Annotated in this window: 34 protein-coding genes; 5 read left to right on the top strand and 29 right to left on the bottom strand. The window is 32.9% G+C overall.

What is annotated here, in order from left to right; translation table 11 throughout:
• Positions 1–3 precede the first annotated feature (3 nt).
• Positions 4–561, bottom strand: a complete 558-nt coding sequence (locus RAH41_RS08250; RefSeq protein WP_331221776.1) for a hypothetical protein — start codon at positions 559–561, stop codon at positions 4–6.
• Between the two features lie 155 nt (positions 562–716).
• Here RAH41_RS08250 and RAH41_RS08245 point away from each other — a divergent pair, with 155 nt between their 5' ends.
• The 5 genes from RAH41_RS08245 (at position 717) to arsC (ending at position 3078) form a co-directional block, all read left to right on the top strand.
• On the top strand, positions 717–983 hold the full coding sequence (locus RAH41_RS08245; protein ID WP_331221774.1) for a hypothetical protein: 267 nt from the start codon (positions 717–719) through the stop codon (positions 981–983).
• Between the two features lie 199 nt (positions 984–1182).
• Positions 1183–1500 (top strand): metalloregulator ArsR/SmtB family transcription factor, encoded by a 318-nt coding sequence (locus RAH41_RS08240; RefSeq protein ID WP_331221984.1) that lies wholly within the window; start codon positions 1183–1185, stop codon positions 1498–1500.
• 59 nt (positions 1501–1559) lie between these two features.
• Positions 1560–1994, top strand: a complete 435-nt coding sequence (locus RAH41_RS08235; protein WP_331221773.1) for an ArsI/CadI family heavy metal resistance metalloenzyme — start codon at positions 1560–1562, stop codon at positions 1992–1994.
• A gap of 27 nt (positions 1995–2021) precedes the next feature.
• Positions 2022–2663 carry an aquaporin gene (locus RAH41_RS08230; protein ID WP_331221772.1) on the top strand — a complete coding sequence of 214 codons (642 nt, stop codon included), beginning with the start codon at positions 2022–2024 and terminating at the stop codon, positions 2661–2663.
• Between the two features lie 13 nt (positions 2664–2676).
• Entirely contained in the window at positions 2677–3078 is a 402-nt protein-coding gene (gene arsC, locus RAH41_RS08225; protein WP_331221770.1) for an arsenate reductase (thioredoxin), read from the top strand.
• 126 nt (positions 3079–3204) lie between these two features.
• On the opposite strand, the gene RAH41_RS08220 is transcribed toward arsC, so the two are convergent.
• The 28 genes from RAH41_RS08220 to RAH41_RS08085 all read right to left on the bottom strand — a co-directional run bounded on the left by RAH41_RS08220 (position 3205) and on the right by RAH41_RS08085 (position 26485).
• Positions 3205–4005, bottom strand: coding sequence for an N-acetylmuramoyl-L-alanine amidase (locus RAH41_RS08220; RefSeq protein ID WP_331221768.1), 801 nt, complete (start codon positions 4003–4005; stop codon positions 3205–3207).
• On the bottom strand, positions 3989–4378 hold the full coding sequence (locus RAH41_RS08215) for a phage holin family protein (protein WP_331221766.1): 390 nt from the start codon (positions 4376–4378) through the stop codon (positions 3989–3991). Before RAH41_RS08215 ends, RAH41_RS08220 begins: the two co-directional genes overlap by 17 nt.
• Positions 4379–4435: 57 nt before the next feature.
• Positions 4436–4690, bottom strand: a complete 255-nt coding sequence (locus RAH41_RS08210; protein ID WP_331221764.1) for a hypothetical protein — start codon at positions 4688–4690, stop codon at positions 4436–4438.
• Positions 4691–4701: 11 nt separating this feature from the next.
• Positions 4702–5013: a hypothetical protein gene (locus tag RAH41_RS08205; RefSeq protein WP_331221763.1), complete on the bottom strand. Its 312-nt coding sequence runs from the start codon at positions 5011–5013 to the stop codon at positions 4702–4704.
• A gap of 13 nt (positions 5014–5026) precedes the next feature.
• Entirely contained in the window at positions 5027–5848 is an 822-nt protein-coding gene (locus RAH41_RS08200) for a hypothetical protein (RefSeq protein ID WP_331221762.1), read from the bottom strand.
• Positions 5849–5853: 5 nt separating this feature from the next.
• Positions 5854–6990 (bottom strand): siphovirus ReqiPepy6 Gp37-like family protein, encoded by a 1137-nt coding sequence (locus RAH41_RS08195; RefSeq protein ID WP_331221761.1) that lies wholly within the window; start codon positions 6988–6990, stop codon positions 5854–5856.
• Positions 6991–6992: 2 nt separating this feature from the next.
• Complete coding sequence (locus RAH41_RS08190; protein ID WP_331221760.1) at positions 6993–7847, bottom strand: phage distal tail protein; 855 nt, start codon at positions 7845–7847, stop codon at positions 6993–6995.
• On the bottom strand, positions 7840–9612 hold the full coding sequence (locus RAH41_RS08185) for a tape measure protein (protein ID WP_331221759.1): 1773 nt from the start codon (positions 9610–9612) through the stop codon (positions 7840–7842). The genes RAH41_RS08190 and RAH41_RS08185 overlap by 8 nt, the downstream gene beginning before the upstream one ends.
• A gap of 195 nt (positions 9613–9807) precedes the next feature.
• Positions 9808–10170, bottom strand: a complete 363-nt coding sequence (locus tag RAH41_RS08180) for a hypothetical protein (protein WP_331221758.1) — start codon at positions 10168–10170, stop codon at positions 9808–9810.
• Between the two features lie 18 nt (positions 10171–10188).
• On the bottom strand, positions 10189–11151 hold the full coding sequence (locus tag RAH41_RS08175) for a phage tail tube protein (RefSeq protein WP_331221756.1): 963 nt from the start codon (positions 11149–11151) through the stop codon (positions 10189–10191).
• The gene (locus tag RAH41_RS08170) at positions 11151–11303 is read right to left on the bottom strand and encodes a hypothetical protein (RefSeq protein ID WP_331221754.1); all 153 of its coding nucleotides are present in this window, start codon (positions 11301–11303) and stop codon (positions 11151–11153) included. The genes RAH41_RS08175 and RAH41_RS08170 overlap by 1 nt, the downstream gene beginning before the upstream one ends.
• A complete protein-coding gene (locus tag RAH41_RS08165) occupies positions 11296–11715 on the bottom strand; it encodes a hypothetical protein (protein WP_331221752.1) in 420 nt (139 codons plus the stop codon). Before RAH41_RS08165 ends, RAH41_RS08170 begins: the two co-directional genes overlap by 8 nt.
• A 4-nt stretch (positions 11716–11719) precedes the next feature.
• A complete protein-coding gene (locus RAH41_RS08160) occupies positions 11720–12202 on the bottom strand; it encodes an HK97 gp10 family phage protein (RefSeq protein WP_331221750.1) in 483 nt (160 codons plus the stop codon).
• 2 nt (positions 12203–12204) lie between these two features.
• The gene (locus RAH41_RS08155) at positions 12205–12744 is read right to left on the bottom strand and encodes a head-tail connector protein (protein WP_331221749.1); all 540 of its coding nucleotides are present in this window, start codon (positions 12742–12744) and stop codon (positions 12205–12207) included.
• On the bottom strand, positions 12744–12989 hold the full coding sequence (locus RAH41_RS08150) for a hypothetical protein (protein WP_331221748.1): 246 nt from the start codon (positions 12987–12989) through the stop codon (positions 12744–12746). The genes RAH41_RS08155 and RAH41_RS08150 overlap by 1 nt, the downstream gene beginning before the upstream one ends.
• 58 nt (positions 12990–13047) lie before the next feature.
• Positions 13048–14295 carry a phage major capsid protein gene (locus tag RAH41_RS08145; RefSeq protein ID WP_331221747.1) on the bottom strand — a complete coding sequence of 416 codons (1248 nt, stop codon included), beginning with the start codon at positions 14293–14295 and terminating at the stop codon, positions 13048–13050.
• On the bottom strand, positions 14295–14954 hold the full coding sequence (locus RAH41_RS08140; RefSeq protein ID WP_331221746.1) for an HK97 family phage prohead protease: 660 nt from the start codon (positions 14952–14954) through the stop codon (positions 14295–14297). Before RAH41_RS08140 ends, RAH41_RS08145 begins: the two co-directional genes overlap by 1 nt.
• Positions 14917–16185: a phage portal protein gene (locus RAH41_RS08135; RefSeq protein WP_331221745.1), complete on the bottom strand. Its 1269-nt coding sequence runs from the start codon at positions 16183–16185 to the stop codon at positions 14917–14919. Before RAH41_RS08135 ends, RAH41_RS08140 begins: the two co-directional genes overlap by 38 nt.
• Positions 16186–16343: 158 nt before the next feature.
• A complete protein-coding gene (locus RAH41_RS08130; protein WP_331221744.1) occupies positions 16344–16655 on the bottom strand; it encodes a hypothetical protein in 312 nt (103 codons plus the stop codon).
• A 562-nt stretch (positions 16656–17217) separates the two neighbouring features.
• Positions 17218–18342, bottom strand: coding sequence for a Ger(x)C family spore germination protein (locus tag RAH41_RS08125; RefSeq protein ID WP_331221743.1), 1125 nt, complete (start codon positions 18340–18342; stop codon positions 17218–17220).
• On the bottom strand, positions 18339–19436 hold the full coding sequence (locus RAH41_RS08120; RefSeq protein WP_331221742.1) for a GerAB/ArcD/ProY family transporter: 1098 nt from the start codon (positions 19434–19436) through the stop codon (positions 18339–18341). Before RAH41_RS08120 ends, RAH41_RS08125 begins: the two co-directional genes overlap by 4 nt.
• Positions 19433–20863, bottom strand: a complete 1431-nt coding sequence (locus RAH41_RS08115; protein ID WP_331221740.1) for a spore germination protein — start codon at positions 20861–20863, stop codon at positions 19433–19435. Before RAH41_RS08115 ends, RAH41_RS08120 begins: the two co-directional genes overlap by 4 nt.
• 194 nt (positions 20864–21057) lie before the next feature.
• Positions 21058–22743, bottom strand: a complete 1686-nt coding sequence (locus RAH41_RS08110; RefSeq protein WP_331221738.1) for a terminase large subunit — start codon at positions 22741–22743, stop codon at positions 21058–21060.
• The gene (locus RAH41_RS08105) at positions 22740–23201 is read right to left on the bottom strand and encodes a phage terminase small subunit P27 family (RefSeq protein ID WP_331221736.1); all 462 of its coding nucleotides are present in this window, start codon (positions 23199–23201) and stop codon (positions 22740–22742) included. Before RAH41_RS08105 ends, RAH41_RS08110 begins: the two co-directional genes overlap by 4 nt.
• Positions 23202–23364: 163 nt before the next feature.
• Positions 23365–23706, bottom strand: coding sequence for an HNH endonuclease signature motif containing protein (locus RAH41_RS08100; RefSeq protein WP_331221735.1), 342 nt, complete (start codon positions 23704–23706; stop codon positions 23365–23367).
• A gap of 58 nt (positions 23707–23764) precedes the next feature.
• On the bottom strand, positions 23765–23965 hold the full coding sequence (locus RAH41_RS08095; RefSeq protein ID WP_331221734.1) for a hypothetical protein: 201 nt from the start codon (positions 23963–23965) through the stop codon (positions 23765–23767).
• Between the two features lie 456 nt (positions 23966–24421).
• Positions 24422–25636, bottom strand: coding sequence for an abortive infection system toxin AbiGii family protein (locus RAH41_RS08090; RefSeq protein ID WP_331221733.1), 1215 nt, complete (start codon positions 25634–25636; stop codon positions 24422–24424).
• 3 nt (positions 25637–25639) lie between these two features.
• The gene (locus RAH41_RS08085; RefSeq protein WP_331221731.1) at positions 25640–26485 is read right to left on the bottom strand and encodes an abortive infection system antitoxin AbiGi family protein; all 846 of its coding nucleotides are present in this window, start codon (positions 26483–26485) and stop codon (positions 25640–25642) included.
• Positions 26486–26654 lie beyond the last annotated feature (169 nt).

Below are 26654 nucleotides of genomic sequence, written 5' to 3'. Positions count from 1 at the left end.
TTATTATAATTCAATTACTTTTTCACCATTTACTTTAACTAAAGAATCATTAATTGTTTTACATACTTTATTAATTGCTATGAGGTTGTAGTTATTTTGGAAAGTAACTGCATCTAATTCCCCTTTAGAATTCAAGAAGTTTAAAATTAAGTAGGTATTCGTTTTTCCTTTTTTCGTCTTTGTACCTATACCAGACATTCCCCCAACTATAGTTCCTAGTCCTGGTACAAGTAATGTTCCAATTACAGCTCTACCTACAACACTTTTATTTTTTGCAACTAATTCTTGTTCATTCTTAACTACAGCAGCTCTTATTTGGTCCATTTTAATATTGAATTTTACTTTATTAAATGTTTCAATTCTTATATGATCCTTAAAAACGTAAATCTCACACAATTCTTTTAAGCCAATGCCTAAACCTTCAATATGCAATCCAGTAATAATATTTTCAGCTCCAGATTGTTTTATCTTTTGTTTGAATTTATTCTGTGAAGATATAACCAAATAAATTAAACCAACTGCAATAATTACTAATACTAACAGAAATATTAATGCTCCCATCCCCAACACCTCCATGTTTTATATGGCAAATTATAACGAATTTCAGAAAATTAAAATATATAATAATTAATCTATTCTACTAGGTACAAACTTAGGAATTATTTTAGTTAAAATATTGTATAATATATCTAATTTTAATTCTGGAGAAGATTATCATGTTTCCATTAAAAAACTACTACGAATCATTCATCAAGAAAGAAATAGTTGGTATGAAAAAAGAAGCAGTTTTAAAACGTCTTGGAAATCTATTGGCTTGCCCTGTTGTTACAAAAGAAACTAAAGAATCTGTCCATGTTAGATTTTTTACTTGTACAATGAAAATGAAACCAAATATGGATAGATGGTTAGGTACGATTGCATTGAGAATTGAAAACGGAGTTGTGAAGGAATCGGCTATTAGTGTTCCTGGAGATAAAAAATGAGCCCTAAGTACGAGGAGATCATAGAGCTTAATGAAGAAAATGTTTAATTTTTTAATAAGCATTTATTGTATTATTTTGATTTTCTTGTTCAACTAAATGGCAGACTAGTTGAGTAAGAAGTTTTAAAATATTATTTGATAAGTTAACATATACTTAGTTCATCAAGAAAATTTGATAAAGGAGAAAGTATATGACTGAGATGACACAACAGTTCCAGAAATATGAGCAGAAATTTAAAGCGTTAGCTGATCAGAAGCGTCTAGAAATCATGTATGAGCTTTGCCAAAGAGGAAGTACATGTGTATGCGATTTAACGGAAACGTTCGATATGACACAATCAAAGCTTTCTTATCATTTGAAAATCTTACTGGATGCAGGGCTCATTGTAAAAGAAACGAAAGGTACATGGAGCTATTACGACTTGAACGACACAGAAGTTAACAGCTTGCTATCAGAAGAGCTTTGTTGTATTTTCCGAAAATCAGATAACGGTAAACGTAACAGTAATTGTTGTTAATTTTTTTTTAATCATTAAATCAAATTTTTTTGATTAATAAATTTAGGGAGGAATTCTGTATGAAATATGTTCATGTAGGAGTTAACGTGACAAATTTAGAGGCATCAATAGCTTTTTATCAAAAGGTTTTTGGTTCATCACCTGTGAAAGTGAAAGAAGGATATGCGAAATTTCTGTTAGAAAATCCAGGTCTTAATTTCACATTGAATGTACGTGATCGAGTGGAAGGAAATCAAGTAAATCACTTTGGTTTCCAAGTTGAAACAGCTGAAGAAATCTTAGCTCACAAGGAAAGACTAGAAAAGGAAGGTTTCTTCGCTCGCGAAGAAATGAATACAACATGTTGCTATGCTGTTCAAGATAAATTTTGGGTAACAGATCCAGACGGAAATGAATGGGAGTTCTTTCATACAAAAGCAGATAGTGAAGTCCATAGTGTGAAAGAAGAAAGCTGTTGTGTACCAACTACTTCTTCAACAAATCAATGCTGTTAAAAATTCCATTTAGATAGGTGCAGAAACGTGAGAAAGAAATTAATCGCAGAATTTTTAGGAACATATTTTTTAGTATTTGCTGGAACAGGTGCTATTGTTATTAATGCTTTAACGAACAGTTTAACGCATGTAGGAATTGCCTTAACGTTCGGTCTGGTCGTCATGGCATCAATTTATACCTTTGGGCACGTATCAGGTGCCCATTTTAATCCTGCTGTGACGATTGGTTTTTTCATTCATGGTGACGTAACGAAACGAGAAGCAGCTAGTTACATTCTGATTCAATTACTTGCGGCTATAGCTGCGAGTGCGACGTTATTTGGTTTATTTGGGAACGTTGCTTCATTAGGTGCTACCTTACCAAGAGGTTCTTGGGAACAATCATTTATACTGGAGTTTATTTTGACGTTTTTCTTAATGATGGTCATTTTAGGTTCAGCTATCCACGGAAAAGCTGTTAAATCCTTTGCTGGGGTTGCCATTGGTGCAACAGTTGGACTTGAAGCCATGTTTGCAGGTCCGATTTGCGGGGCATCGATGAATCCTGCACGATCAATTGGTCCAGCAATTCTATCTGGTACAACACATTCTTTATGGATTTACATTGTTGCAACTATATTAGGAGCAAGTTGTGCAGCAATCATTTATCGAATACTTCATGAAAACTAAAGGAGAATACAATATGGCTAACAAAACAATTTACTTCTTATGCACAGGAAACTCTTGTCGTAGCCAAATGGCAGAAGCATGGGGAAAAAAATATTTAGGAAACGAATGGAACGTCCTTTCAGCTGGGATCGAAGCACATGGTGTAAATCCAAACGCAATTAAAGCAATGGACGAAGTTGATATTAATATTCGTAATCAAACATCAGATATGATTGATAATGAAATCTTAAATAATGCGGATTTAGTTGTAACTTTATGTGGTCATGCGAATGACGTATGTCCAGTAACACCACCACATGTAAAACGTGTTCATTGGGGATTTGATGATCCAGCAGGTCAAGAATGGGATGTGTTCCAAAGAGTTCGTGACCAAATTGGAAATCGTATTAAACAGTTTGCTGAAACTGGAGAATAATGAACAAAAGAACCTTCTATCAATGAAGGTTCTTTCCTTTTCCTTATACAACTAAGCATTAGTTATATAACAAATTTACCAAAAAAAGTAACCTTGTATCCAACATAGGAAACAAGGTTACTTTTTTTACTGAAACATTTTATTCCAAGTTTTAGGACCAACCTTCCCATCAACTGTTAATCCTTTTTTCTTTTGAAAGTCTTTCACTGCTTTTTCTGTTAATGGACCAAACTTACCATCCACTGTAACCTTAACTTTTTCTTGAATTAGTTTAACATTACTTCCTTTAGAACCTACTTTTAAAATTTTTCCTGGGTAAACAGGAGGTTTAGGTTTTACAACAGGTATAACTACTGGCTTTGGTGTAGGAGGATTAAGTATTAAAGCTACTTGTTTTTTGAAGTCCTCGAATAATTTTTCATCCTTTACAAAAGGCTCAGGACATGGTTTATGAGTTACATCATAGTGTCTAACAATATCTTTTTCTGTTAATTTATAAGTCTTACAAAGTGCTGCAATGTCAATAATTGCTCTTTTGATAGTGTCCTGGTGAATCGTTCCATCTTCTTCTACACACATTTCATAACTTAAAGAGTAGAGGTTAGCATTTGGAGCGATTTCTTTAACTCCTCGATAACCTTTATCATAGTTATCATTTGCATGATAAGCCACTTCATTTAATGGAATAATACAAACTGATTCATTACGATCACCAAAGATATGAGCAGAAGCAGCAGTATATTTTTTACCTTGTTGCTCTAATACTTTACTTTGAGCTGGTAAAGTAACACCGAAATATTTCACATGGTTTTTAGCTGGCGCTCCTGGGTTTGCTGTCCAATGAAGAACAATTTTTTTTACATCTTTTAATAATGTTCCTGGTCTTGTGTACTTATTTTTGGGAATGAATTCATTTCTCCAAGTCATTTTGTACCTCTCCTTTATCTTCTTTATCAAACGATTTTAATTTTTCCTCCACTTGAGAAGGAAGCACTACACCAATAGCTCTTAAATTCTCTACAATACTTCCACCCTCTTTATAGATAAATAAAGCAAGTGTAAAGCCTGTTAAGTAGAAGTTAAGACCCAATACAAAATCGAGAGCCAACACAAAGACAATCCCAACAAGTTCGCCAATCCACCGAATAATCCCATCACGCATAACTCTAGATTTATAAGGTGAAACACCTTTCCAGGTTTTAAGTAAGCCAGTAACAAAATCTAAAAATTTAACAAGGAAGTAAAATAACAAGGCTGTTTGAATTAACTTTGGTAATATCGCTATAAAACCAATCTCCATGATCTACCTTCTCTCCATAAAAATAGCCCTGTAAAAACAGGGCATAAAAAATACACCTTACATTAAATCATTTGTAGGTGCAGACATTGGTAAAACTACTTCATCAGATATTAATGCTATTGTTTCATCATATTGCTGTTGGGTAATATATCCACGCTCTAAAGCGTTTAAAATTTGTCCTCTTGTAAAGTTTTTAGCTGCGTAATTTTCAACAGGAGTATAATATTCGACTGGAATAGTATCTAATTTTTGTCTACCGTATAAATAAATATCTCTTGCGTAAGGTCCTATACGAAATGAATATACTGTCATGATGTTTCCTCCTATTTTCCTAAAGCTTGTAAAATGTAATCCATAAACTCTTGCATATCAATATTTTGTTGTATCATTTGTTGCTTTAATGCTGCGTTTTCTTCTTTTACTTGCTCTAATTCAGATTTATCTTGTGGTCTATTAATCAAGTAATCTTGATACTCATCATCTTTTACAGGCTGTCCATCAACAATTACATAAACAAATGGATTCTTAATTATTTCATGATCTTCTGGTACATCTAGTTCAATTTCTTCTGGAGTATTTCTTAAATAGCTTAATTGAACAACTCTTGTATTTTGTACAGTTAAATAGATTTTCATCTTCTCACCCTTTCTACATTTCTATAATGTATCTTAAACAAACATCACCAGAGCTTGGAGAACCTGTAGAGGGATCGTTTATAGGTTGACCTTCTATTCGATCATCATATATACGCACTTGTTTACCTACTAAAGTAACAGCGCTTGTGGTAAGGTTACAGATTATTGGGAAGTAATGAGTACATCCATTTTTTAATTCAACTGATTTTTTAGACACAAAACTATGTGCAAAATCCCAATCGTTAGAACCTACACCTGGATCATAGTCACTCCAAACTAAAATCCATCCATTTCTACATTGTGAGAGTTTTTTTGTTGGTGAAACTACCGCTCCAGAACTTAAATAAGAAGATCCAGACCATAAAACATTTTGAGCGTTCCCAAAATCTCTCTCATCCGTAACACTTGCAGCAGAGATTGTAGCAACATTAGCACCAACTGCAATTTGAGCTAATGAAATCTCCCATCTAGAAGTGTTTTGTGTTAAAGGAGGTGCTACAGGTGAAAGTGTTGGTGTACCTTGTATTACTGCTAATTGAATATTATTTAAAGTCCAATCACATCGAAGAATAACACGATCAATACGAGGTAATGTTGTTGAGTTCCCAATACCTAAAGTAGTTTCTGAATCATTATCATAGTAGTGACCTTTAATGTATGCTGCACCAGATTTTACTTTAACTTGCATCCCTGTAGAATCTGCATAAACTAACAACTCATTCATGATGGTTTTTAATACTCCAGTTCCTAACCAATGTTGAGCCATTTTTGACCACTGGTTTTCTTGGATACTTGCACCAGGTCCAGTATCAAAAGGAAAGTATGAAATAGCCATTTTATCTATCTCCTTTCTAATTTACTCATACGAAATTTCATTTTACTCATTTTCTCAGCGAAACTTAATAACTTACTCCCCATTGATTCAGGTGTTCCGATTGTAGGATTAACCAAAACTCCACCTTGATTTAGAGTGATTTTTATTTCTCTAACTACATCACTAATTTTATCAACATCTGAATTATTTGAGTTTGGAAGAATGATAGAAACTTTATCCCCTACATTGTAATCAGTGCCAAACGATAGTGAATCAGTATCAATAGGTGTAATACTTAATTTTATTTTTCGAGATTTTGAAGATAATTCTTCATCCATAGCCTGTGCTAATTCGGTATTATCATCTATATCTCTACGATCAAGAAATTCTTCAATTCGACCGTAGTTAGTAATACTGTAATAATCACCTTTTTCAAGAATTGTCCTTGATTTACCTTCACCAATACCTCCAACAATTGTATAGTTAACTTCTGGATCTTCTGTAGAATACTCAAATCCTAATAAATTACCTAAACCTGGACTAAATACAGCAATATTAGTTTTGTTTGAAGGTTGATATACCTGGAATTGTAGAGCGTTATTAACCTGGACTATACGAAAACCTAAATCTCCACCAATAAGAGCTAACGAAGTGAATAATTCTAACAAAGTTTGAAATCTTGCTCTACCAGTAATGATAGTACCTAATCCAGCATCGGCTTCTGTAGTGATTTCAATTTTCCTATCTGATCTAGCATTAACTCCTATGTTTGCGTTTAGATAAGCTTTCATAATCGTTTCTGCTTTACCTTTTCTAATATCATAATCCTGGGAAGTGTATGGTGGTCCTAAAGGTACAGGATATGCTAGGTTTCTTTGAAGTAAAATCAAATCATCATAACCATTTACTGTTAAAAGATCTCCATCTTTATCCCATTTTCGATTGATTCCAGTAACTGGACCAGAAAAAAGTGTTTTACCATCTTTTTCAACTACAATTCCAGCTTTTGGTTTTATTAAATATTGAGCTGCTTCAGTATTACTTGGTAATTCTAAAACCCATGAACCAGGAGCATTAAAACGCATTACAGCATCTAAACTTTGATAATTATCAATCTGTGCTACCTTTGTAAAATATTTATCTCTTACGAATAACTCATACATAATTAAGCACCCCAATATCTAGGAGTATAGGTTAATTGAACTGAAGAATCTGTTGTAGCGTTAGACATTTCAATCCGTATACTATTTTGTCCTTGTTGCAAAGCCCATAATGAAGAATCATCAGTTTGATAGCCAAATAGATTTTTGCCATCACCTTTTTTAACTGATTTTTTACCAATTTTGGTATTAACAATTAAAATCTCTCCTACTCCAAGTGAAGTATTCAGATTAAAAATTTCGCCAGTAGTAAGATTACGAAGAATAATAGTATCTCCTGGACCTGTTATAATCCACTCTGGATTTGTTTCTACATCACCAATATTATTAATTGCAATATCTGCAAAAACTGTAGATGATGTTAAACGTAAAGGGAAGAAAGGAAAAAATGTTGCTGGTTGACCTGTAGTGAACGTTTGAACAACTGTACTAGAATCATACCAATAAGGATCGAACGCTTTTAGAACTAAAACCATTCTTTGCCATGTTTGCCCACTTTCAGTTATTTCAAGTCCTCCAGAATAACGACAGTTTAACACTCTTGTTGTACCATCAACAGCAACACACTTTAATAATCCATCACCTTTTAATGGATTAAACCAATTCAATAAATTTCTAATTTTGTTTCTTAATTCAGATTGAGTAGTGCAAGTTATTTCAAGTGGTAAATCAATTTCTCTTGCTTCAACATTTATTCCTCTAAGTCTGCTTCCAGCTTGTATAGGAATTTTATCTTCTACAAAAGAAAAAGAAGGCATAAAACGACCTTCTGGACCAATCATTACATCTATTCCATCATCACCACTTAAATTATGTTCTACTCCATTTGCATCAATCCATGAAAAAATTTCCCTAGCCATATAACAATGCCTCCCTACGAAGCATTCTTGCTAATCTATTTTCATCAATATCAACATTATTTCCAGTAACATTGATATTGTAAGTATTATTCACTGTTTGACCACCTAATAAAGCTTTTGTTTGTGAAGCAGTTTTTACTGAAGCTCCTCTAGGAAGATTAACTAATTCAGGACCTTCTTCACCAACTATAGCGAATCCTCCAGGATGGAAATCTGTTCCTTTTGCATATTGAGCTACATGAGAAGTCCTACTTGTTACAGAACTTCCACTAGTGCTTTTCCCTGGTTTTGTTGTATTTCCCCAACTAACTTTTGGTATAATCGGTACTTTTACACCAGGAATTTTATTGATTTTATTGATCAAGCTATTTATTTTATCAATTACATCATTTACTGCACTTGCTGCTGATCGTTTAATAAAATCCCATACATTACCCCAAACACTCTTTGTACTATCCCAATTATCAGCTAAACGAAATGCACCACGAATTAAATCATCAATTGGACCTAAAATAGCATCTGCAACTGGTCTGAATGCACCTAATTTATTCCATAATTGAGTTGTTTTGGATCTGACTGTATCCCAATTCCGATATAGATAAATTCCAGCAGCTACTAAAAGACCTATTGCAGTTACAACTAATCCAATTGGATTTGCTATTAATACTGCATTTAATCCACCTTGGGCGATTGTTTGGGCGATTGTTGAAGTTCTCCATAGAACCATTAAACCTTGTACAGTTTTGATAATCTGAAAAGCTTTAATTGCTGTATAAACTCCTGCTAATACTGGTAATAAGATTTCAAAATTATCATAAACAAATTTAACTGCACCTTTAAGGAGATTAAAGGCAGTTACACCTACATCTTTAATGGTAGTAAATAATTTTTCTGCTGAAGCTACTTTATCTTCACCAAAAACTTCAGCTAAAGCAGCATGAAGCCCTTCATCTTTCAAAGTAGCTGAAAATCTATCTAAATAAGGCATTAGTGAATCAAGTGTACCTTTTAATTTTTCAAAAGCCCCTTTCATAATTTCACCACTGATAATTTTTAAATTATCTTGCATAGTGCTAATCATACCGTTAAAAGTTTCACTTTGAGCTTTAGAAGCGCCTTTTACACTCTTAGAAATTTCATCAAATGCCTTAATATATATTTCACTTGATAATTTACCCTTACTTGCTAGAATTTTTACGTCTGCTGCTGTACCACCAATTTCTTTAGCAATTGCCTTGTAAATCGGTACACCTCGATCTTGTAAAATGTTTAGATCCTCTGTATAAGCTACCCCAGCTTGACGAACTTGTGACATTTGCCTAACCATTTCTTTTGCTTGGTCTGCTGGAATAGCAAATGCACTTGCTACATCACTTGCTTTCATTAGCTCTTTAAATAAAGCTTTACCTTCTAATCCTGCATTGTGCATATATTTAGCCATCATATCAACATCTGCTGTTTCAAAAGGTGTAGCTTTAGCAAAATCACTAATTCGACTTAACATATCTTGCGCTGCTGTTGCATTACCTAAGAGAGTTTTCCAAGCAACTGCACTTTGTTCTTGCATAGCATTATAACTTATACCAGTTTTTGCAACTAAAGCTGGTAAAGCTCCTAATGAAACTCCAGCTAATGCTGCAGCATTTCCAAGCATACCTAAAGCAGATGAAGCAGAAGATTTGATACTAGCGAAAGCACTTTTTATTTGTTTACTTGCTCTATCTCTTGCAGCAAGTGTAATTTCTACTGTATTTCTACCTGCCATTTAATCACCCCCTCCGATTTGCTTCATACTGATTTTTAATGTTTTGTATATGTTCAAATGCTTCTATGTAGATGGCTGGTTGATCTAAATAACCACCTTCATATGGTAAACAATGAAACTCTTTACACATTAAAAAGAGTTTTAGTAGTTCATTAGAAAAGCTGTTCCCTCCAACCATCAAGGAAACAGCTATTGTTAGTTTTTTTTATCACCTTGAGAAAGTTCGTTCATATCATTAATAGATTTTGAAATTTTTTCAAAAACTTCACTATCTAATGCTTTTACGTTTTCCTCAGTAATTTCTTCTTCTTCACTCCATGCTTTAATAGCATGAGCTACTTTGTAGTATTCGATTTGGTTTATTTGACCAAGTACATCAAAAACACCTTCTGGAACATCTTCTTCAGTAGCGTTTTCAATGTTTTTTAATTCACTATGAAGTGGAGCTAAACGGCTTGCAATTTCATCTTTAACACCTTTTGAAAGAAATTGCAGCTCTACCCATCCACCTTCAAATTCTACTCTTTTAGTCGGTTTATTCTTTGCAAATAATGCCATCCTTTAAACCTCCGTATCTTAATAACTAGCTTTATTGTTAACTAGTGTTACTTTCATTGCATATTGGCTTGTTGAATCATATTCTGCTACACCATCCACTTGAGCAGTTAGTGAACCAGCTTCACCAACATTTACAGGGAATGAATTGAAGTGGAATTTAGGAATATCAATTGTTAATTTGAAGTTATTCACTCCACTAATTACTGGACCAATTAATTCAATTTTTAGAGGAACTTCATTTTGTGCTTTAAATAAGTTGTATTCAGTCATATCTTGCAATTCTAAAGAGAACTTAACAGGGAATGATCTTTTACCGTTTCTTAGAATACGGTTAATATTTTTAGTGCCATCTAAAGTTGCTCTGGCTTCTAGGTTGTTACTAACTCCGAATTCAATCGTATTAACATTTGTATTTACTGTGCTATTTAATGTAATTGTTGATTGATTCCATAAGAAAGGATCTTGTGCATCAAATGATGGAGTTGTTTTAGTAATTAAAGCTAATGATTTAGCAATAATTGCTGCTGAACCACTCATAATTTTCTTGTCTGTACCGAAATTGAAAGTAAGTTCATCCACTACACTTCCTGTATATTGGAAAGCTTGCCCTAAATCTCTATTCACTTCAAAAGTGTAAGGTGGTAAAGCGCAAAGATTTGAAAAGTTCGTTTGAGTAGGAGTAAATACATGAGAATAAACTCCAGTAGTTACTAAGGTTGAGACTGGCGCACCTAAAGCAGATCGTAATAAATGCCCTACAATACCTGGATAAACATCAAATGATAAATCACCAGAAATATTATGCAAACCTTCATATGATGGTGCTTCATCAACTACACCATTTAAAATTTCAGAGGCAACTTGTTCAATTTCTTCATTTATTCCCTCTGAAGCAAAACGGATATAATCAGTAGCAGCAACAGGTGTTCCAAAAGTTGTTTCTTTTCCAATTCCAATATGCGCTAAAGCTCCAATTGGCATTATTCGTCACCTTCCTTTTTTTCAATAAAAAAACCTGTGGATAAAAGTGTTTCATTAAGTTCCACTTCATCTCCAGGTTTAAATACTCCATAGTTAGGGAAAATACGTTCCCCTTCACCTATATATTTAATTAATTTTGTTTTCTTAGCCATAAATACTCTCCCTTGTAGTAGCTACTAATGTAAATTCTACAACCATTAAAGGATTAGCTTGATCTAATATTGCAAATACATCACCATTTGAAACGGTATGATATAGGCAAGAATTGTTTAAATTAATGTTTTTTCTTAGTTCTTTTAATGTATCTGTCAGTAAACTTCTTATTGCTACCTGTGGACTTTTTACATCACTTGTATTTAGCTGTAAGTATAGTCTTACTGTCCATTTCCATCCAACTTCATTTCTATTTGTAGTTAAATCATCTTGAGTAAACCCATCGAAATAAAGAGTTGCAGCAGGAAATTGGCTTATTGCTTGTGGTTCGTGATCGTAAGCTTGTTTAATACCTGGAACAGTTTCTAATACTGTTTTTATGTTAGAAGCCATTGTATTTAAATCTGTCATTTTGTTAAGTCAACTCCCTAAGAGCTTGTTCAACTCCCTGTGCAAAAAGACTGTTTACCATCCCTGAATTTTGCATTTCCTTAAATGTGTCCTCAGCATAGTGATATGCTTTAACCCCTGGATGCCTTACCTTTTTCACATAATGACCATTAATAATTAGAAATCTATTTCTTCCTCTCTTTTTCGGCTTAATTATGTGTGGTTTAGTTCCATCTTCAAGAAAATGAGCATACCAAAGTTTTGTACCTATTGTTGATTTCGTGTTAGTGGTTGATCCTCGAACACTTTTTTCTAAAGCTCCACTCTTAACTAGCCCTAAAGAGCGAATTTTACCTTTGATTTGCTTACTACCCTCTCTGGTAATTCGTCTAAGACCTAATTTAGTAGCTTTAGGTGCAAGTTCTCCACTTCTGTTTATTAAATTCTGTAAATCTGGACTAATATCAATATTAATCCTTAGATTATCCATTAATCTATCTTGTGCCATGTCTACACCACCTTTTTATAAGGTGTAACAAGCGCTTTAACTTGTGAAGGTAAAGCTTCTGGTTTAAATACAAACCCTTCTGAAAAAGTTGTTGAAAAACTAGCTACATCAGCTTTGAAAAAGCTCATTACGAAGTGTCTACAAGCTAATTCTAAAGGAGCTGGTATTTCTGTTAATCCAGCAGTATAAGTAACGGTAATATTAACATCACCTTTAACCCAACATGAATTTTTTCTAATTAAATTCCCTGTTTTTTTGTTTATTTTATATCCACTAGGATCTAATGTAATACCTTCAATCGCTACAGAAGTTATTGATTTAACAGGATATTGATCTAAAAGTAAGTATTTAGTACCTGTTCCATCGTAATCTTCTGTTAATGTTTGCTCTTTGAATTTACGTTTACAGTAATCTTCAATAGCAGTAGAACAAGCGTTTATTAAACCAATAAGACGATCATCATCATAAGTTTGAGTTGAATCAATCTTTAAATATGATTTAACTGCATCTAAAGTAGTTAAGGCATTTGCAGCAAGGGGCATTATTCATCCTCCTTCTTTTTACCTTTCCTTTTTGGCTTTTCTTCTTTTGTAGGCTCTTCTGTTTTTTCTTCTTCAACAGCTTCTTCTACATGAGTTAATACTTTTTCTTCTGGAGGAACATAAATTTCAGCAATGAAATTAGTTGTCCATGATTCTGCTACATCTTCACGAACTTCAACTATATCACCAGGAACATAATTAAATTCATTTCCTACCATACTCACTAACATTTTTACTTTTGGCATGAATTACACCTCCAATTAAAATAAAAAGCACCCCTAAAGGTGCTTTATGACAATTAAATTAAGTTGCAGAGTTTTGATATACAGCTACTGGGCTTGTGCCAGCAGTTACTAAGCGACCATCTTGACGAGAGAAGCCTAAGAAACCGATTTGTCCAGAATCCATAAATTTCTCTCCAAAACGAACCAGTAATAGATTCATAACATTACGGATGTAGTATTGCTTGAAGTTACCAAATGCAATTGATTTAGCATTTGCAGCCATTGTAGCTATATCTTGGTTGATTGTATAGTTATAACCAGCTACTGTATCTGGCTCTTTATACGCAATACCTGGAACCCAAAGTGGAGCGCCTGTAGTATCTTTTAACTTTTTAAGGTTTCGTAAAGTAGTATCGTGGAACATGAAACTTGCTCCTTCTCTGTATCCAGGATCAATTGAATGAATTAGGTCTACTAAATCATCATAAATAACTGAAGTTGTTTGACCAGTTGCACCAGTTTTACCAACTGAAGCTGCTGTTATAATACCTTGAGGTTGAGCAGTACCAGTACCAGTTGTAAACATTTGGTTAGTAATACGACCAATACGAGTTGCTAATGCTTTAGCTAAGTAAGCTTCAATATCAATAGCAGAATCTTGTAGTAATTCGATTGGTACTAAGATCATTTTAGAAGAGAATTTATAAGCTTTTAATGTAACTTGGTTGAAAGCTACATCTTGAGAACCCACAGCACCATTTTCTGGAACTAATTCCCCTACGTTTGAAGTATCATTTACAGTTGGAATTGGTAAGTCATTTCCTGCTTCAGTATTTAAAACAAAAGCAGCTTCACGCATACCACCAAAAGTTTTTAATGCTTCTTGTAATTGATTTAAGAAACCTTGAGGTACAGTGAAGCCACCAGCACCACCAGTAATTGCAGATAAAGCACGTTGATCTGATTGATCAGTTGTTTTATTAGCGAAAAGCATAATACGCTCTTCAGTATCTAACATTCCAACTCCACCAGTCATCCACTTTTTAAATACATCACGATATTCTTGCTTTTGTTGAGTTTCTTTGAAGTCTGCTTTCCCTCTGTTTTCATGACCAGAAAGCTCACTATTACGCTCTTCTAACCACTCTAAATTGCGAATTTCTTTAGTAAGAGCTTCTTCATCAGCAATGATTTTATCAACTTTTGAGTTTTCTTCTACTGATAAACCACGATTTTCACTTTTTGCAAAATCTAATACATCTTGCATTTGTTTTACTAATCCTGCTCGCTTTTGTCTTAATTCAATGACTGATTGTACGTTTGCCATTATTTTTCCTCCATTTCGGCTCTTGCCTGCATTATTTTTAGGTAATCAAAAAAGCGCTGCTCCGGAGCTGCCTGTTTAGTCTCTCTAGATAAGCGCTTTTCTTCTAAATCTTTCACTTTATCTTTACTTCTTGCTGAAACTACTGCTTCTGTATCTGGATAAGCAGGAGTAGTAACTACAGAAACATCATATAAACGACCAATTTTATTAATTGTTCGCTCATATACACCACGATCTTCATTAAAGTTCCAAGAATCAGCATCTTCTTCATTTGCTAAAGAAAAAGCGAATGAGCATTGATTAATAACTCCATTACGCACGTTTTCCATAAGATCCCTTGCGTATGTAGTGTCTGTAGGTGTTACTTTCCACTTTAGACCAATACCATCAATTTCTAAATCGACTTTTCCTTTTTCACCTGTAGCAGAATTACGACCTAAAACTAAATTTTGATCATGATTAAATAGTGCAACTACATTACTTAAATCTGCATTATCTAATGCTCTACTATCAATTTTTTCAACAAAAGGTGTCCACCACCCCAATTGATCGGATTCACGATTGAATTTTAAAGCGTAAGCTTCAATGTATTCCGTTCCACCCTCACTATTCAAGCGAAGTTCAACTTTCGTTGTTAATGTTCTTAGTTCCTTCTCCATTCCCCTCACCTCCTTTCATTAGAACGTTAATTGGTAACATAGCACTATTAACCATGTACGCATTTCCACCCTCTTCATCTGGAATAGGATTCATATTCTCTTTTTCTCGAATATCATTTGCACTTAACCAGCCATTTTGCCTTGCAATCTGGTAAGCTTCATATCTACTTTTAATGTCACCTCGTAAAAGACCATCTAAAATATGTTCTGCATAATATACTTTTCGTTCTTCTTTAGTAAGCAGCTTCATATTTACAGATTGTTCCCATCGAACTAACCAAGGTCTTAATGTGTGCATAACAAACTCAATTGATTGATGTTCAATATTGTTATTTGTAGAGCGATCTAATTCAGAAAGCATATGCAATGGCACTCGGAAAATCCTTGAAATCTCTGCAATTTGGAATTTCCTAGTTTCTAAGAATTGACTATCTTCTGGAGGAAGTCCGATTTGTTTATAAGTTAGCCCTTCTTCCAAAATAGCAATTCTATGAGCGTTTTCTAGTCCGTTATGCATTTCATTCCATGAATTTCTAAGCCTTTTAGAAGCTTCATCTGAAATATTACCAGGGCTTTCTAAAACTCCTCCAGGTTTAGCACCATTACCAAAGTATTTAGAACCATATTTTTCAGTTGCTTTAGCAAGTCCTACTGCTTCTCTATGTAATCGAATTAATGAATATCCTTGGAATCCATCGAAACCTAAACCATAGATATGTAGAACTCTGTAAGCTGGTAAAATAAAAGTTTCTCCATTTATGATAGTTTCATAAACTAACTCCTGTTTATTATTAAAAAGTGGTCTAGTGTTATCTGGTCTTAATGGATATAAAGCTACTGGCTGTCCTGCATTATTCCATTTGATTTCTGCATAACAATTACCCCAAAGTAACATATGAGAAGTCATTAATTCCTTAAAAACTATACTTGTCATATATTCATTTGGAGAATCATGTAAAAGATCATAAAGCGCATGATTTACTGCCTTACCCTTACTATTTCCACCTTTTCTTTCGTATAAAGTGAAAGGTAATGAACCAATTGATTCTGAAATAATACGAACAGCAGCACTTACAGCTGTATTTTCTAGTGAGTTCGTTTCGTTTACTGAAACTCCACTATCTGCCATTACTCCAGAATTAAAAAATACTCCATAATCATTACCTGTATAATTTGTAGAAATTACATTTGAACGTTTACCCCAAAACTTTAACGAATCCCACCAAGACATTTTTTATCTCACCTCCTTTTAGAAATAAAAAAAGACCACATAAATATGTGATCTTTAAGTGTTCCTTATTCAACTAACGCATGCGTTAGTTGAATAATATAATAAAATATTTGCTGATTAGCCTAATCTTAAATTATGACTTTTTCCAATACAGGAACTCACTTAAATGAACGATGACCGTGTCGTTCAATAATTGCATAATACATGCCTTTTGTTATCTCAAAACCACAACAATGACAAACTTCATGCATAGATTCAAGCTTCTCCATTTTGTTTCGACAATTCACACAAAAGAAAAACCCCTCTATACTATTTTCAAATGGTAAAGTTCGTGACTTTTCCTTTGTAAACTTATCTATTTTTTTATTAAAAGCTTCTTCGATATGCTTTGAAAAATAAGTGTCTCCATTTTTGCAATATAAATGTCCGTTTTTGACATTCAATTCTTCTTTACAATAAGGGCAATACATTATTACCTCCACCAATTTGATTAGATTAACAATATAATTCGATACGGATTATTATTTTCCTTGGTCAACTATTCTGCCATTTACTTCAATAAAAAAACTGCAATTAAGCAGCTTGTGATCTTCAACTATCGCATGCATTAGTTGAATAAGTATAAATAGAGCCACATAAAAAGTTTCCCACAATAGAGATAAGTAACTAAAGTATATTAGTAATCAAAAAAGACACACCGTCATAGTGTGACTTCTTTGTCTGTTACTGTGTTTCACAGTTTGAAAAATATTGAAAGAAAAATATTCACAATTTTCCTATTCATGCCCGTACCATTATTGGTACATGTATATAATTTCCACCAATTATATTTTTATTCCTGAGATGGAAATGTGTGAACAAACGATAAATGTTTAACAATTTGAATTATAAGTCCCTGTTTATAATTTAGCTACATATTTTTTGTTCCACTATCTCATTCTTTAGCCGAACAAGAAATACAAAATCATTACTTTTGGCAAAATATTCATTTTTATTTTGGATTTTTTCTTTTTTTCTATGACGATGTATTCTTTACTGATTGTCTGCATTTAAAATTATAACTTCAAAGTGTGGTTGAATCTTCATCCGTGGATACTCATTTCGCCAATCGATCTTTTTCCATATAGTTGGATGAAACGCTTTAACACGTTCACCAATTTTTAATAAATCGCAATTTGCACTTTGTATGATTTTAATACTTTCAAGTGCTCTTTTTTCTAATTCTTTGCTTAATTTTTTTTCCATTTTATGAACATATTTTGGTTTCATTTGATGAAATGGTACACCCAAATCATAGACTAATAAGTTTAATTTCACATGGATATCTACTTTTGTCTCTCCCTTATACTTTGATGATATGATATATTTCGTTGTGCCTTTTTTTACAGAAAAACCATAATTTGTTTTACTACCGGGAACTCTCTTTTTGTCACTTTTTGGTAAGTGTCCTACATATCGCTGCCTACCTTTATCTGCTCCGGTTAAAAGCATTATCATTTGTTCTTGTTTATCGTTTAGTTTAACATTTGTATTCTTTCCATTTCGAAAAAGTTCTGCACCAGTATAAATTACACGATCTTCTTTTATTGCTAATGTCGGAATTCCAAAGTCATTAAGTGGTTCATCTTTCGATTGGACAAAATTCATAATTGATACATTTGGTATAATGCTGTTTTTTCCAAGTCCAATGTTGTAATCATTAAATTCTTTTGTATACCCTTTCTTTTTAGTGAATAAGGTACTGAACAATTCATTTAGATCGCCTTCTAAGATGACCATTGGCGTATTAATTGAAGTATACGGTGCACGTAATAAGAAATCTAACTGTGCCACAGCATCTTTCTTTGCGAATGTTTCGCTTAAAACATATACTCCGGTACTAATGCCGATAAAGGGTGCGTTCACTTGAACTTGACCTTGACCAATCGCTTCTTCGACACTAGGTCCTTTTAAAACAGTATCTTCCGAAACAAGTTCATTTGAACCTTGACCAGAACTTATTGATTTTGTTATAAGAAAGTGTAAATTCGATTCATTCTTGTTTTCGTCCCAATCAAATCCAACAATATCGATAATTTTTAACTTTCGAAGTGGTAATCGATCCCAACACCCTGTTAAGAGTGGTAACATCATTAGTAATAAGAATGCTTTTTTCATGAGTTCCTCACCTTCTCACGAAATAGGATAAAAACATAAAGAAAGATTGGCATGATACTGACAAACAGAACAGTTGTTGCATGATGATAGTCAATAAATTTGAATTGGTTCTCGCGATTTTCTTCAAATAATCCAATGATATAGCTAAGTGCCCCGATGATCCAAACAAGCCATGTGTGATTTTTACTTTCGTTTCGGAAGACACAGGCAACGTATTTTGCTGATAAAAATAAATAAATGAAGACAGTTGATAGTGCAACCGATAGCCAAATTGTCATAAATAATATATCTAAACTTTGCATGACTGGCATTCTAAATTTTCGTAAAATAAAAACCATTGGTTCGCTTATCATATGTAGTTGATTTTCGCTAAAGTTATAAGTAACGATAATAGTAATCGTAACGTAAAATACCGTCGTAATCCCATTTGCAATAGAAGAAGAAATTAGTATTTCCTTTTTCTTTTGACAAGCAACAAAAGGAAAAGCATAAAGTAATAGTTCAAAACCCGCAAAAGCTTGAAACGATGATAGAGAATCTTTTGCAATTGAACCAATCCCGTGTGCTCCAATTGGTAAAAAGTGTCGAAACGTCCCTTGCCCTATCGCACTAACAAGTATGATGAATGTACAAATACCGAACATGACAAAAATCGTTTGTGAAATTGTAGCGATTGAACGAAATGAACTAGTTGCTGCATAAACAGCTATTAAAAATATTAGTCCGAGCGTGACACTCCATGGTGTTTCGAATAAAACCCAACGATTTAGTACGTCACAATAAGCAACTGCTACTGATAAACTCGATTCAGCACAATAGATTGCTAGTAAAAATAACAAAAATTTCCCAACCGGTTTTCCAATAATTTTCCTAATAAATTGCCCTATTGATTCATTTGGGAAACGTTTGCAAACACCATACGTCACAAAAATTAAGAGTTGTGCATAAATCCCACCTAACAAAACACTCATCCAACTATCGTAACCTGAGTACTTCGACTGGCTATATGGAATCGTCAGTACATGTACACCGATTTGATTTAGAGCGATGAGATAAACGAGTTGATTCGTTGAAATTTTTTTAAAATGAATCATTTGTCCCTCACCTTTTCTCTTGTGGTGTCTTTTACGAGTGTTTCTTTCGGACGTTTTGTTAAACCACTAATTGGCCCCCTAAAAATTGTATCTTTCAGTTCATCCCCTTTAAATCCTGTATAAAAATAAGGAATGCCAAAAGTATCAATTCGTGATAGGTGAATAATTAAAAAAAGAATGGATACTTCTAGTCCGATTAGTCCAAAAAGAGAAGCCATTATGATAAATGGATAGGTCAAAAACCTGATTGCACTACTCAATTCATAAGAAGGAACCATAAAAGATGAAATAGCCGTAAGTGCGATGACAACAACCATCATATTTGAAATTAAATTTGATTGAACAACAGCCGTACCAATGACAATCCCGCCTACTACACCAATTGTTTGACCAATTGGATTTGGGAGCCTGACTGTCGCTTCTCGCACTACTTCTAGTATTAATAGCATGACAAACGCTTCAAACACTGGTGGGAATGGTACTAACTGCATGGAACCTTGAAGTGTTATTAATATTTCAAATGGAATAATGCGTGGATCAAATGTAACCAGAGCCACATAGATTCCAGGTAATGTGATGGCTAATATAAAACAAATAATTCGCAGAAAGCGAATGGCACTACTCATTAACCAACCCATTTGATAATCATCTGAGTTTTGAAAAAAAGCCCAAATCGTGACCGGTAAAACGATACAATCTGGTGCCCCATCCGCTATTACAGCGATTCGTCCGTCCATCAAATTTGCACGTACACGGTCTGGTCTTTCCGTAATGAGTAGTTTAGGGAATAATTTGAACCGTTTTTCATCCACTAGTTCTTGCAAGAAACCAGGTGCATGTATGTAATCAATGTCAATTTGTTGTATTTTCTTTTCGATTTCCATTAACACAACATCATTTACTAGTGAATGGAGGTAAAGAATGCTTACGTTTGTTTCAGAACGACGACCAAGCTTAACCGTTTTAATAACAAGATCAGGTTGTTGAATGGAACTTCGAATCAAGTTTAAATTCGTTTTTAGGTTTTCATTAAATGCGCAATGTGACCCGCGAAGCGTTCTTTCATTGAGTGGAATTGTTACATTTCGTTCTTTAATTAACTCTGTTCCAAGTAAATAAACTTTAGATTCTCCATCGATTTGTAAAGCTGCTTTTCCTTCTACAAGTGATTTTGTTACATCAGATGAACTTTCACTTTCATGATAATCAATAATGGATACAATTTTTTTAATTGAACCATTTCCTTTTTGAAGAAGTGGTCGAACAATATGCTCTTGAATTAAATTAGAATCAATCATTGTATCCAAGTAGTACAATCGGTAACGAGTTTCTTCAATAAGAAAATCAATCGACTTGAAATCTGAACTATGAAACAAGTTTTCTTCTAGTTGTTTCTTGCTATCTTCAAGGAATGGTTCGATTCGCATTAATTCCCCCCCCTAATTCATATAGTTTTTAAGTATATTTTGCTCATTGACCAAGATTATATTCTTTTTTGACTAAGTAATGTCGACGTATGGATGTTAGATGTATCGACAAATAGTGTACTAGAGAGTTTTTAAACGAGATTGAGATTCTCCAGCATACAAAAGTATTCGGGAAATTTCAGTTGCATAGAAAATTACAAAAATAAAAAGCCTCTACTTTCATAGACACTTTCGGAGTTAATATTTAACATAGCTCTTACATGAGCATTGATTACTGAAGCTATTGGATCTATTCGGTCTGTTGCTTTACTCTTATCTAGCATGATGTTTTCATTTGCATCTTGTCTTGTAACTGCATTACCTACAGCCCATGTTAAAACAGGATTGTGATTATGAATTACATTACCTTTATAAACTTCTTCTCTAAAGTGTTTAGTAGGTGCGCCAAGTGTAGCGATACCTTGTCTAATTTCAACCATTGTATAACCATCAGCTTCCATATCCTGCATGAATTGAGTTGCATTCCAAGGATCGGCACATATTTCTGTAACTTTAAATTTATTTTCACTCTCAATTCGCTTAATGTATTCACGAATAAAAGCATAATCTACTACTGCTCCTGGAGTTGTAGTAATCCAACCCTGCTTAACCCATAAATCATACGGTACTTTATCAGACCTCATTTTAGCTTTTAGCGTATCTTCTGGCATAAATGAGTGGGAAAATACTGTATAAGTGCCATTTTTAGAAAAAATAAAAGAAACGCTTGTTAAGTCAATCTTTGCTGATAAATCGACTCCTACAATACATTTCTCTTCATTGAACTCATTAAAATTGACTTTTTTACCACAAATATTCCATTTACTCATATCCATGTAGCCATTGTCTTTCATATCTACCCAAATATTCATGTTTTTGGTTAAGAAGCTACGCATTTTTTCTGGAACATCTAAAGCTATCTGAAGTTCCTCACGAATGGATTTTAAACCTTCTTCATAAGTAGCTACTATAGGATTAGCTTTTATCCAATTCTTTTCGTCTTTAATATCATCATCTTTATCTAACTCACAAATCATTACAAAGTAACTATCATTTTCCTTTGGTGAATCTGGATCCAAAATTTCAGATACATATTTATATTCGGTAAACGCTGGAGCTGATAAGTTAAATCCTGCCGTAGTTATAATAACAATTAATGGAGCTTTTCGTGCTACCATACCAGAAACTAATACATCATAAATTTCACTTGTTTCATGGCAATGATATTCATCTAAGACAGCTAAACTCGGATTTGTACCATCACCTGTTTTTCTTGATTCTTTAGATAATGGTTTAATAATGGATCCACGCTTTTCATGCTTAATTCTTCCATATGAATTAGTAAACTTACCTTTTAGTAAATCAACTGCTTCTATTTGACTTAGAACTTCGTTATAAACCAAGCTTGATTGCTCTCTACCCCAACCAGCTATATAACATTCTTCCTGTTCTTCTGATAAGAAGCAGATATAAGAAGTGATTAATGCTAATAGTTGAGATTTTGCGTTTTTCCTAGCTAGTTGAATATAAACTTTTCTAAATCGCCTAAGATCATTTTCTTTATGTTTCCAACAAAAGATATTAGCAACCACAAACAATTGGAAATCTGTTAATTCTATTCTTTGATTAGATAATATCCCTTTTGTATGCTTGAACATATTGGACCATTTATAAAAGCGAAATAATTCATCTGCATCAAAATAGAATTCAAATTCATCATCTGTTATCCGCTGCACATCATTTAGGAAACGATCACAAGCTTGAATGTGTTTTTTACAAGCTAAAATCTTACCTTCAACAATATCTTGGGCATAATTCGTTACACGTTCGATTAAATTCATAGAGCACCACCAAATAATTTTTCTTCTTCAGTCAATTCTTTTTCTTCTTTCTTCGGAATAACTAACTTACATCTAGAAGAAATAGTTAATCCTAAATCAGAAGCAGCACTTCTAGACTGTTTAAAAAATTTATATTGGTGAGCTACTAAAGTATCAAAATCTGCTTCTAGTGGATCTAATTCCATTAGTTGAGTAGATATTTTAACATACATATTTCTAGCAATTAGGAAACGTGCTAAAGCATCTACATCTAGATTAGTCATAATTCCAATTTGTAAAAGTTCATCTGCAATCTTTTTAAATTCCCTCTTCAATTCTTTTGAAAGATATGCAGGAGCTTTCACTTTATCAGATGGTGCTTTTACTTCCTGGTCCTTCCGTTCTTGAATTTCGCTTTTGGTTAAGTTCTTTTTTCCCTTAAAAACTAATAAGTCAATCGGTTGTCTAGGTCTAGCCACTCCATTTCACCCCTTTCTAGGATTTCATTTAGGGAATTTTCTACACGTTTGACTGGGATGCGGTACACGTTGAAAAGGCTCTGAAGATTTGAACACCCCTCCCTTTGTCAAAAAAATTTTTCATTCGACAAAAAATTCAGATGTTCAACACTTATTATTTCTTTTACCTTCCAAATCCTCCATCTTCTGTTGCAGTCTTTCTATCATGACATGGTTTACATAATGGTTGCCAGTTGTTCTTATCCCAAAACAAATCATAGTTACCTTTATGTGGTATTATATGGTCCACTATATTTGCAATACCATTACATCTAATACATATAGGATTCATAGATAAATAGTAAGCTCTTGCCTTTCTCCATCTGTGGTTGTATCCTCGCTGTGCTGCTGTACCTCTAGACTTATCATAGTTATTGGTTAGGTCCTGGTGTTGGTCACAATACTTTGTCCTGGTTAATTGATTACATCCTATCTTATTGCAAGGCTTTAATGGTTTCTTAGCCAAATTTGTACACCTCATTTAAAATAAAAAGCACTCACAAATGTGAATGCCATTACTTTAATTAATTATTGTAATCTTGTTCAATTTCTTTAACATCTCTCATGTACTTCGTTTTAAAACTAAAATAGCAAATCATTATTATCAATACTAGTATGGTTATTATTACACCAGCACCTAAAACTTTTAGTAAAGTAAACTTTAAATTCAACATTCCTACATCATACGCTTGATCCATTGCTTGATTAACTATATTATTGTCCATTTTATTAACCTCATTTTAATGTTTTTATAATTTAAGATTAACAAGTTAATATAAAAACTACAACTCACATTTTATTAATCTCTCTAAAATAGACTCATTAATCAAACAAAGGAGAGAAGTGGAAGCAAACTTTAATGAATCTAGTTTACAAAGAATAAAAAAGAGTCCTTACTCCAAGGACTCTCTTTTGCAAGCACAGCATATTTAGTTGTCAAGGTACAAGAATATATAACATAAGAAGATTTTCAAATTCTCCTTAATACAAATTTAACATGTTTAAAGCCAAATAAACTGCCGTTTTTCTGTCAATAGTCTGCCAAATATCTGCCATCCAAAACCAAATATTATATTAAAAATAAAAAATGTATTATTGGATATGTAACCTAGTTTTTTCTATTTTTACCTTTTCCTATGTCCCAATCAAAAAAGTCCTATGATTATAGGACTATAAAAATGCTAGTATACTATTTGTTTTGCATTTTGCAATTCACTTATATCCTTAGAAGATACTCTGTATTCAGAAGCTTCTTCCTCACTACTAAAATGTAAAATTGATTGATATATTTTTTTACCATTAATAGGCTCAATTTTTAACTTAAAATTAAATTTCTCTTTATTAATTGGTTCAATAGAACATACTTTAAAATCAAAAAAACCAACTATACTATATAGCTCTAAATCTATACCTAATAATGTTAAAGAAGTTTTTTGGATAAATTGAAATGATAGTCCTTCAACACCTATTAGGTCATTAATATTCGTACCGTGAACTCCATTTACTGTAAGCTCATTAATATTTATATTATTCCTAAATGGCTTCTTCTCTATTAATGACTTATGTAACTCTTCAACTAAAATTACATCTTCATGCTCGGTTTGTGTTTCAGGTATAAATTCAACTTTTAAATAGTCCTGTAAATCTAAAACTTTTTCCCAAAATTTGATTATTTGCAATATTGATTCTTCTTCAGTTTCAATTCTGGAAGGATTCGGTAATACCTCACCATTGAGCTTGATGCCTCCAGAAATACAAGATATATATAGATTTAGAGCTTCATACACTTCTTCAGCGTTTTTTGCATTTTCAATATTTAATTTAAAATTAAACTGTAAATGATGTGACTCCTCATCAATTATATAAGATATGTCAAAAGCATTCTTTCCTATACTTTTGAACAGACTTCTATGCAAATCTTCATAAGGTTGTCTCTGGATAGTTATATTTTTAAAAATTCCGTTACCTTCTAAAATAATTTCAAAAGGTGGTTGAAAAGGTTGCGGAACCATATAAAATTCAGATTGAGTTAATAGCTCGTCAGTTAATGGAAAGTTTATAAATTCATCTATTTTAAAGCTTGTCCCATTAATACGTATATAATTATTTTCTTCTAATTGCATTTTCATTTGACGTTGTGTTCTGTACATAAATTCCATTAATTCTTTAGCGTTTTGAGGTTTAAAATTCCCAGGTAAATCTGTAGGTAAAACTACATTCAGACCCTGTAGTTTAACTTCTCCAGAAAGTGGACTGATGCCAGCTGCACCATTTCCAATATTGGTATATATAAAACCTTCTGGCAGATTTTCACTTAAAGAATTGAGTATTTCATTAGGTATTTTTTTATCTAATTCATTTTTTTTAAAAAAAGCTTTTTCAAAATTAGCAAACATCTTCTACCAATCCTCCCGCATTTCATTAAATACTAAAATCTTTGAAAATAATATGTATCTTTCATCATCTGATTCACCTATTTGATTTTCAATTAAGAAATCAATAAGTTCTTTCCTATCATTTTGATCACTAACGATTAAATGTTTAATAGCATTCAGTTCAAATTTTAGCCATAGTTCACTTTGTTGACTTATCCCCATTGAATATGAGTTATAACTTTTTGGATTCATTAGTTCTTGAGGGATTACCAATGGCAATTCGGTATTAATTCCTTCAAAACTTGGAATAAACCTCCATTCTTTTTCATCATGAAAATTACGAGTGACATATTGTTCATTTGTAATCATCTGTCCATCTATTGGTTTCATGTAAAATAATTGATGCAGTAAATAATTATTGTAATGTACGTTTTTTTCTCTGTCCTCTTCAGACATTTTAAAAACATTGGCAAAGATTTCACTAAAGTCATGCCTTAAATCAGAGTTCTCATTTATATAATGAATTGGTTGTATTCCTTGCTTAATTCCCCATTCTTTACTTAAGCCAATGCCATATGAACCATAATTACCCATATGTGGGACTAGTTTTGTTAAATGAATATCGCAGAAGCAGCTCATAGGAAATGCAATTTTTTGTATCTCATCTAAATATAAATAATCAATTTTCTCTTCATAATATCTTGGCATAATTGCTTTATTCAATAATATTTGTTTAAGATAATCTAGTTTGCTCATAAATTTAAATAATACGTTTGCGCTTTGTTCAGGACGAATGTACGAGACATTTTGTTTAATCTCAGGTTTTTGTGTTAAGTCTATGACACGAATATCTTCTGTTTTTTCAACCATTTTTTCCCCTCGCGTTCTATAATTATTTGCAAATATTATAATAAAAATTGGTAATAATTAACTATAGTATATAAGTCATTATAAAGTGTTTTATTAGTCTAATAAACAAAATTTTTTGGCCATTATTATAATTAATAACGTTGATTTAATGTAGTTTATAGTTAATACA

Source organism: Gottfriedia acidiceleris (genome assembly GCF_036421055.1).
Classification (GTDB): domain Bacteria; phylum Bacillota; class Bacilli; order Bacillales; family Bacillaceae_G; genus Gottfriedia; species Gottfriedia acidiceleris_C.
The sequence above is the reverse complement of the archived record's forward strand: the minus strand, read 5'-3'. Positions and strand labels throughout refer to the sequence as shown.

Coding starts and splice junctions, on each gene's coding strand:
- RAH41_RS08250 (WP_331221776.1), bottom strand. CDS start 561: ATGGGAGCATTAATATTTCTGTTAGTATTAGTAATTATTGCAGTTGGT.
- RAH41_RS08245 (WP_331221774.1), top strand. CDS start 717: ATGTTTCCATTAAAAAACTACTACGAATCATTCATCAAGAAAGAAATA.
- RAH41_RS08240 (WP_331221984.1), top strand. CDS start 1,183: ATGACACAACAGTTCCAGAAATATGAGCAGAAATTTAAAGCGTTAGCT.
- RAH41_RS08235 (WP_331221773.1), top strand. CDS start 1,560: ATGAAATATGTTCATGTAGGAGTTAACGTGACAAATTTAGAGGCATCA.
- arsC (WP_331221770.1), top strand. CDS start 2,677: ATGGCTAACAAAACAATTTACTTCTTATGCACAGGAAACTCTTGTCGT.
- RAH41_RS08220 (WP_331221768.1), bottom strand. CDS start 4,005: ATGACTTGGAGAAATGAATTCATTCCCAAAAATAAGTACACAAGACCA.
- RAH41_RS08215 (WP_331221766.1), bottom strand. CDS start 4,378: ATGGAGATTGGTTTTATAGCGATATTACCAAAGTTAATTCAAACAGCC.
- RAH41_RS08210 (WP_331221764.1), bottom strand. CDS start 4,690: ATGACAGTATATTCATTTCGTATAGGACCTTACGCAAGAGATATTTAT.
- RAH41_RS08205 (WP_331221763.1), bottom strand. CDS start 5,013: ATGAAAATCTATTTAACTGTACAAAATACAAGAGTTGTTCAATTAAGC.
- RAH41_RS08200 (WP_331221762.1), bottom strand. CDS start 5,848: ATGGCTATTTCATACTTTCCTTTTGATACTGGACCTGGTGCAAGTATC.
- RAH41_RS08195 (WP_331221761.1), bottom strand. CDS start 6,990: ATGTATGAGTTATTCGTAAGAGATAAATATTTTACAAAGGTAGCACAG.
- RAH41_RS08190 (WP_331221760.1), bottom strand. CDS start 7,847: ATGGCTAGGGAAATTTTTTCATGGATTGATGCAAATGGAGTAGAACAT.
- RAH41_RS08185 (WP_331221759.1), bottom strand. CDS start 9,612: ATGGCAGGTAGAAATACAGTAGAAATTACACTTGCTGCAAGAGATAGA.
- RAH41_RS08180 (WP_331221758.1), bottom strand. CDS start 10,170: ATGGCATTATTTGCAAAGAATAAACCGACTAAAAGAGTAGAATTTGAA.
- RAH41_RS08175 (WP_331221756.1), bottom strand. CDS start 11,151: ATGCCAATTGGAGCTTTAGCGCATATTGGAATTGGAAAAGAAACAACT.
- RAH41_RS08170 (WP_331221754.1), bottom strand. CDS start 11,303: ATGGCTAAGAAAACAAAATTAATTAAATATATAGGTGAAGGGGAACGT.
- RAH41_RS08165 (WP_331221752.1), bottom strand. CDS start 11,715: ATGACAGATTTAAATACAATGGCTTCTAACATAAAAACAGTATTAGAA.
- RAH41_RS08160 (WP_331221750.1), bottom strand. CDS start 12,202: ATGGCACAAGATAGATTAATGGATAATCTAAGGATTAATATTGATATT.
- RAH41_RS08155 (WP_331221749.1), bottom strand. CDS start 12,744: ATGCCCCTTGCTGCAAATGCCTTAACTACTTTAGATGCAGTTAAATCA.
- RAH41_RS08150 (WP_331221748.1), bottom strand. CDS start 12,989: ATGCCAAAAGTAAAAATGTTAGTGAGTATGGTAGGAAATGAATTTAAT.
- RAH41_RS08145 (WP_331221747.1), bottom strand. CDS start 14,295: ATGGCAAACGTACAATCAGTCATTGAATTAAGACAAAAGCGAGCAGGA.
- RAH41_RS08140 (WP_331221746.1), bottom strand. CDS start 14,954: ATGGAGAAGGAACTAAGAACATTAACAACGAAAGTTGAACTTCGCTTG.
- RAH41_RS08135 (WP_331221745.1), bottom strand. CDS start 16,185: ATGTCTTGGTGGGATTCGTTAAAGTTTTGGGGTAAACGTTCAAATGTA.
- RAH41_RS08130 (WP_331221744.1), bottom strand. CDS start 16,655: ATGTATTGCCCTTATTGTAAAGAAGAATTGAATGTCAAAAACGGACAT.
- RAH41_RS08125 (WP_331221743.1), bottom strand. CDS start 18,342: ATGAAAAAAGCATTCTTATTACTAATGATGTTACCACTCTTAACAGGG.
- RAH41_RS08120 (WP_331221742.1), bottom strand. CDS start 19,436: ATGATTCATTTTAAAAAAATTTCAACGAATCAACTCGTTTATCTCATC.
- RAH41_RS08115 (WP_331221740.1), bottom strand. CDS start 20,863: ATGCGAATCGAACCATTCCTTGAAGATAGCAAGAAACAACTAGAAGAA.
- RAH41_RS08110 (WP_331221738.1), bottom strand. CDS start 22,743: ATGAATTTAATCGAACGTGTAACGAATTATGCCCAAGATATTGTTGAA.
- RAH41_RS08095 (WP_331221734.1), bottom strand. CDS start 23,965: ATGGACAATAATATAGTTAATCAAGCAATGGATCAAGCGTATGATGTA.
- RAH41_RS08090 (WP_331221733.1), bottom strand. CDS start 25,636: ATGTTTGCTAATTTTGAAAAAGCTTTTTTTAAAAAAAATGAATTAGAT.
- RAH41_RS08085 (WP_331221731.1), bottom strand. CDS start 26,485: ATGGTTGAAAAAACAGAAGATATTCGTGTCATAGACTTAACACAAAAA.